We start from the raw sequence: 6,290 nt of genomic DNA, 5'->3' as shown, positions 1-6,290 counted from the left end.
GAGGACGAGACCGTCGAGGTGGGCGCCGTGCTCGCGCTCGTCGGTGACGCCGGCGCGGCACCTGCCGAGGCGCCCGCGCCTGCCGCCCCGGCACCGGAGCCCACTCCCGAGCCCACTCCCGAGGCCAAGCCCGAGCCGACCCCGGAGCCCACCCCCGAGGCCAAGCCCGAGCCGACTCCGGCCCCTGCCGCGGCCAAGCCCGCCCCGGCTGCCCCGGCTGCCCCGGCTCCCGCTGCCCCGGCTCACGCCGAGCCGGCCACCGAGAGCTCCCCGGCGATCCAGCCCGGCGGCTACGTGACCCCGCTGGTGCGCAAGCTCGCGGCCCAGCACAACGTCGACCTGGACACCGTCGAGGGTTCCGGTGTCGGTGGGCGTATCCGCAAGGAGGACATCCTCCAGGCGGCCGCAGCCAAGTCGACTCCCGCCGCTGCCCCGGCCGCTGCGGCTCCGGCGGCCTCGGCCGCTCCGGCCGCCGCCCCCGCTGCTGCCTCGCCGCTGCGTGGCACCACCGAGAAGATCTCGCGCCTGCGCAAGGTGATCGCCGAGCGGATGACCGAGTCGCTGCACACCGCGGCTCAGCTGACCCAGGTCATGGAGGTCGATGTCACCAACATCGCCCGCCTCCGTGAGGCCAACAAGGCCGGGTTCCTGCAGCGTGAGGGCGTCAAGCTGACGTACCTGCCGTTCTTCGCCAAGGCCGCGATCGACGCTCTCAAGGTGCACCCGAAGCTCAACGCCGGGATCGACATGGAGGCCGGCACGGTCACCTACTACGACCGCGAGAACATCGCCTTCGCCGTCGACACCGAGAAGGGTCTGCTGACCCCGGTCGTCAAGGACGCAGGCGACCTCTCGATCGCCGGCATCGCGAAGAAGATCGCCGACGTCGCGGACCGTACGCGCAACAACAAGATCACCCCGGACGAACTCTCCGGCGGCACCTTCACGATCACCAACCTGGGTTCGTTCGGTGCGCTCTTCGACACCCCGATCATCAACCAGCCGCAGGTCGCCATCCTCGGCCCGGGTGCGGTCGTGAAGCGCCCGGTCGTCATCGACGACCCGGACCTCGGCGAGACGATCGCGGTGCGCTACATGGTCAACGTCGCGCTCACCTACGACCACCGCCTGGTCGACGGTGCCGACGCCGGCCGCTTCCTCCAGGACGTCAAGAAGCGTCTGGAGGCCGGAGCCTTCGAGCTCTGAGCCTGTGACCCTGCGAGGTACGAGCAGGGTCACAACGCGAAGAGATCGAGCGAGCGTGCGGCTGAGCTCGCGAAGCCGTATCCGCGGGTCGAGATCTACGCAAGAGCGAACAAGACACCGGCGGCGCGGTCCTCAGGGACCGCGCCGCTGGCGTCTCTCGAGGCTCTGGAATCAGCCCATGTCCATGATGTCGGCGGCAGCCGGCTCGGCGATGGCGAGCTTCTCACCGTGGTTGCTGAAGTCCACGGAGATCTCGTTGTGCTCACCCATGGCGAGGAGGACACGAACCAGCTTGCCGTCGCTGTCGACCCAGCTGTCCAGCGTGCCGTCACCCTCGCCGGTCACCGACTCGCCGACAGAGAACGAGTAACGAGCGGCCTCCGTGCCGGCGACCTCTTCCTGGCCGACGTAGGTCGTGGAATCCTCCGAGATCTCGCCCTCGATGCTCTCGATCATCGTGAACGGGCTCGGCATCATCGCGGTGAGCATGCCGCTGAGCATCCCGTCGTCCTTCATCCACTGCTTCTCGCCGTCGACCCTCATGAAGGTCGACTCGCCGACCGAGATGAGCTCGACGATCGAGACGACACCGGCCTCGTCGACCGTCATCTTCGACTGGAAGGCTGCGGGGTCGCTCTGGAAGTCGCCCTCGGACTCCGCAGTGACGTTCTTGCCGCCCTCGACGGCTTTGATGTCCATCGTGACGTGGACGGTGGGCATCGCGTCGACCGCCGTGTTCAAGAGCTTCTTGGCGTCCGCCTCGGACAGCTTGCTCCCGGCCTCGAGACCGGGCGCCACCTCGGCCGCGGCCTCCGGCTTCTCGGCGCTCTCGCTGCCACAGGCAGCGAGCGTGGACGTCGCGGCGAACGCGAGGACTGCAGCGGCCAGACGGCGCCGATTCTGCTTGGGTTGCACGTGTGTTGCCTCTCGAAAATGATCTGATGGCGGATCACTCCCGAGCGGGACCAGCCGAAAACAGAGGGATCCTGTCAGTGCGCCGCGTACCCCGGTCGACTAATCGGTCTTCTGTCACACAACCGAGATCTGGCGCCTGTTTTCCGGGGCGTACGATCGACGCGTGAGTGAGCTGCGCTTCGTCGATGTCGGGACGATCGACTACCTGGACGCCTGGGAGCTGCAGAAGCAGGTCCACCAGCGCGTCGTCGACCGCGAAGACCCCGACACGGTGCTCCTGCTCGAGCACCCGCCGACCTACACCGCCGGGAAGCGTACGAAGCCGGAGGACCGGCCTGCAGACCCCGGCGGTGCACCGGTGATCGACGTCGACCGCGGCGGTGAGGTGACCTTCCACGGCCCCGGCCAGATCGTCGCCTACCCGATCGTGAGGCTGCCGGAGAAGGTCAAGGTCGTCGACTTCGTACGCCGCTTGGAGCAGGCGATGATCCTGACCTGCGCCGAGTTCGGAGTCACCGTCTACCGGGTCCCGGGTCGGAGCGGAGTGTGGCTGCCCGCGGGCGAGACCCCGGACGGCGTACGCCGCCTGGAGCGCAAGGTCGGGGCGATCGGGCTGCGGGTCAGCCAGCACGTGACCATGCACGGCATCGCGCTCAACTGCGACGTCGACCTGGGTTGGTACGAGCGGTTCGTGCCGTGCGGGATCTCCGACGCGGGCGTCACCACCCTCTCGATCGAGGCGGGGCGAGAGATCGGCAACGCCGAGGCGATGCCGGTGCTCCACGAGACGATCGCCGAGATGCTCTCCTGGCGCGACTACGAGCCGGGCCCGAGCCTCGAGCCCAAGCCCGACCCCGCGAAGACCCCGCGGGTCCCGCTGCTCTCCCCCAGCCTCTGAAGCGGTGTGACCGACCAGTAGCCGCCTGCCTTCGAGGTTCCACCACCACGCGGCGTACCCTTGTGGGGTGACTCAAGCTCCTGCCCCAGAAGGTCGCAAGCTCCTCCGTCTCGAGGTCCGCAACGCGCAGACCCCGATCGAACGCAAACCGGAGTGGATCAAGACCAAAGCGAAGATGGGGCCCGAATACAAGGAGCTCACCGCGCTGGTGAAGTCCGAGGGCCTGCACACGGTGTGCCAGGAGGCCGGTTGCCCCAACATCTTCGAGTGCTGGGAGGACCGCGAGGCCACCTTCCTCATCGGCGGCGACCAGTGCACCCGCCGCTGCGACTTCTGCCAGATCGACACCGGCAAGCCGCAGGACCTCGACCGTGACGAGCCGCGTCGCGTGGCCGAGTCCGTGCAGACCATGGGCCTGAAGTACGCCACGATCACCGGCGTCGCCCGTGACGACCTGGCCGACGGCGGTGCCTGGCTCTACGCCGAGACGGTCAAGCAGATCCACGAGCTGAACCCCGAGACCGGCGTCGAGAACCTCATCCCCGACTTCAACGGCATCCCGGAGCTTCTCCAGGAGGTCTTCGAGTCCCGTCCCGAGGTGCTCGCGCACAACGTCGAGACCGTTCCGCGGATCTTCAAGCGGATCCGTCCGGCGTTCCGCTACGAGCGCAGCCTCGACGTGATCACCCAGGCCCGCGACTTCGGCCTGGTCACCAAGTCCAACCTGATCCTCGGCATGGGCGAGACCCGCGAAGAGGTCTCCGAGGCGCTGCGCGACCTGCACGCGGCCGGCTGCGAGCTGATCACGATCACGCAGTACCTGCGTCCGAGCGTGCGCCACCACCCCGTCGAGCGCTGGGTCAAGCCCGAGGAGTTCGTCGAGCTCCAGACCGAGGCCGAGGAGATCGGTTTCTCGGGCGTCATGTCCGGTCCGCTCGTTCGTTCGTCCTACCGCGCCGGTCGGCTGTACCGTCAGGCGATCGAAGCACGCACCGCGTCGGGGTCTGAACGTAGTGGCCCCGAGCCTGTCGAGACCAGCGCCTGACGCAGCGTACGAATCCTGAAGACTGAAAGAGGAAGATGTCCCAGACCGATCCGAGCACCATGAGTCGCCGCCAGCAGATGGTGGAGACCTACAAGCTCACCAAGCAGTCAGACCCGAAGATCGGCCTCATCCTGGGCTCGATCTTCGTGGTCGTCGCCGCGGTCGCCGGCGTGATCTTCTGGTTCCTGCCCGGCGAGGGCATCTTCTCCTGGATCTTCACGATCGTCGCCGCCCTGCTGGCCGGCCTTCTCGCCGCGATGCTGGTCTTCTCGCGGCGCGCGCAGAAGGTGATGTACGCCCGGCTCGAGGGCCAGGTCGGTGGCGGGTACGCAGCCCTGACCATGCTCCGCCGGGGCTGGACCGTCACTCAGGCCGTCGGTGTCGAGCCGCGCAGCCAGACGCTGGTCCACCGCGTGGTCGGCCCTCCGGGAGTCGTGCTCGTCGGCGAGGGCAACAGCCCGAGCAAGGTCCGCTCACTGCTGGCCAGCACCAAGCGCAACCACGCCCGGGTCCTGGGCGAGGTCCCGATCACGACCATCGTCGCCGGCAACGGTGAGGACGAGGTCCCGCTCCCGCAGCTGACCAAGCACGTCACCAAGATCGGCCGCAAGGTCGCCGGTCCCGAGATCACCGACATCATCAACCGCCTCAAGGCGGTCGATGCCACCCGCGGCGCCGTGCCGATCCCGAAGGGCCCCGTCCCGACCTCGATGAAGGGCATGCGCGGCAACCTCCGCGGTCGCTGAGGCCAACCGAACGAAGAAGCAGGGCCGGTCCCCCGACGGGGACCGGCCCTGCTGCGTACGTGATCCGGATCAGCCAGCCATGCTCGGCATGTCGGTGACCTGGTCGGCGGGCGGCGCCTTGATGGTCACGTCCTCGCCCAGCTTGGAGAGCACCATCTCGACGGTGCCCATGTCACCCATGGCGACCTCGGCCTTGCGGAGCAGGCCGTCGCCGTCGACCCAGATGTCCTGGTTGATCGTCTTGGGCAGGCCGCTGGTGCTGTCCGAGCCGAGGTTCTTGGCGAGTCCGGCGGAGTCGACCTTGAAGCTGTAGTGCTCGGTGTCGGTGCCGTCGAGCTTCTCCTCGCCCTCGAACTTGGCGGACTTGATCGACTCCTCCATGCCGTCGAAGAAGGCGAGCGGGTTGCTCATCGACTCCAGGCTGGTGCCGCCCATCTGGGCGAGCTGGTCGGCACTCGCGGTCATCCACGAGTCGCCCATCATGCCCTTGATGTAGATCTTGTCGTCGACGAGGATCGTCTCGAGGTCCATGTTCATCGAGCCACCGCTCATCTCCATGGTGGAGTGATGCGCAGACGGCTCCATCTGGATGTCGCCCTCGCCGGTCATCGAGACGGTCTGACCCGACACCTTCGCGTCCATCTTCGTGGTGAAGTGGGCGGTGTCGATGTCGGTCGCCTTCTTCATGACCTCGGTCATCTCCTCGGCCGAGACCGATTCGCCCTCGCTGGCGCCACCGGCGCCATCACCACTGCCGCAGGCGACCAGACCCGAGAGCGATACGGCCAGCACGCCCGCCGCGGCGGCGCGGCGCCAGAGGCCACGTGGCCCGAGAGTACGGTTGCGCGTCATTGAGCTTTCCCTTCAATGTGTGCCGCTGCCTGCGGCGTACCGCTCCAACCTACCCGCGAGGTGTTCTCAACCCACCCGGCGAAACACGTGTCGATAGGTCTCGAGGGTGACCGTGGCAGTGCCTGCCGCCAGGTCGTGCAGCCCGCGGCGGTCGGCGCGGAAGACCAGCGGCGGCACCACGAGGACGACCAGGATCTGGCGCGCGATGCTCCGCAGCGGGTCCGGCGGACGTACGTCCGGGGCGCCCGGTGACACCCGCACCGTACGCAACCGGGTGACGAGCTTGCCGAACGAGCCGCCGCCGAGCGAGGTGAAGGCCGCCGTCTGGACGACGAAGACCACCAGGATCCACAGGTTGTCTGTCGGCCGCGGATCGACACCGGCGAGCAGCGACCCGAACGGCAGCGCACGTGCCCCGAGGAAGACCGAGGCCACCAGCGAGGAGGCGAACCAGTCGATGAAGAGCGCCAGGACGCGCCTTCCCCAGCTCGCGGTGGGATAAGGCAGAGTGGGCGTCACAGGAGTGGCGGTACCGGTCACAACGACCAATCGTAGGCGGCGACGTCTTGAGGGATGAGATCGGGATGGTTGCCGATCAAATCACACAACCTGTTACACGCCCGAAACA

General features: G+C 67.8%; 7 protein-coding genes. 4 read left to right on the top strand and 3 right to left on the bottom strand.

Features of this window, described 5'->3' with window-relative positions; all coding sequences use genetic code 11:
• Window positions 1–1,206 (top strand): 2-oxoglutarate dehydrogenase, E2 component, dihydrolipoamide succinyltransferase (sucB, locus tag IEY84_RS15440; protein ID WP_229788718.1); only part of this gene is annotated, 1,206 nt, incomplete at its 5' end.
• A gap of 171 nt (window positions 1,207–1,377) precedes the next feature.
• Here the strand turns inward: sucB and IEY84_RS15435 are convergent.
• Window positions 1,378–2,121 (bottom strand): LolA-like protein, encoded by a 744-nt coding sequence (locus tag IEY84_RS15435; RefSeq protein WP_183545681.1) that lies wholly within the window; start codon window positions 2,119–2,121, stop codon window positions 1,378–1,380.
• Window positions 2,122–2,284: 163 nt separating this feature from the next.
• Here IEY84_RS15435 and lipB point away from each other — a divergent pair, with 163 nt between their 5' ends.
• The 3 genes from lipB to IEY84_RS15420 all read left to right on the top strand — a co-directional run bounded on the left by lipB (window position 2,285) and on the right by IEY84_RS15420 (window position 4,810).
• Window positions 2,285–3,019: a lipoyl(octanoyl) transferase LipB gene (gene lipB / locus IEY84_RS15430; RefSeq protein WP_183545683.1), complete on the top strand. Its 735-nt coding sequence runs from the start codon at window positions 2,285–2,287 to the stop codon at window positions 3,017–3,019.
• Window positions 3,020–3,086: 67 nt separating this feature from the next.
• Window positions 3,087–4,064, top strand: coding sequence for a lipoyl synthase (gene lipA, locus IEY84_RS15425; protein ID WP_183545685.1), 978 nt, complete (start codon window positions 3,087–3,089; stop codon window positions 4,062–4,064).
• Window positions 4,065–4,099: 35 nt separating this feature from the next.
• Window positions 4,100–4,810, top strand: a complete 711-nt coding sequence (locus tag IEY84_RS15420) for a DUF4191 family protein (RefSeq protein ID WP_183545688.1) — start codon at window positions 4,100–4,102, stop codon at window positions 4,808–4,810.
• A 69-nt stretch (window positions 4,811–4,879) separates the two neighbouring features.
• Here IEY84_RS15420 and IEY84_RS15415 read toward each other — a convergent pair whose 3' ends face one another.
• On the bottom strand, window positions 4,880–5,662 hold the full coding sequence (locus tag IEY84_RS15415; RefSeq protein WP_183545696.1) for an SCO4651 family lipoprotein: 783 nt from the start codon (window positions 5,660–5,662) through the stop codon (window positions 4,880–4,882).
• Between the two features lie 66 nt (window positions 5,663–5,728).
• Complete coding sequence (locus IEY84_RS15410) at window positions 5,729–6,202, bottom strand: RDD family protein (protein ID WP_229788717.1); 474 nt, start codon at window positions 6,200–6,202, stop codon at window positions 5,729–5,731.
• Window positions 6,203–6,290: the final 88 nt, after the last annotated feature.

The sequence above is a fragment of the Nocardioides albus genome, from assembly GCF_014648255.1.
Taxonomy (GTDB): domain Bacteria; phylum Actinomycetota; class Actinomycetes; order Propionibacteriales; family Nocardioidaceae; genus Nocardioides; species Nocardioides albus.
This window is presented reverse-complemented; position numbering and strand designations above follow the sequence as displayed.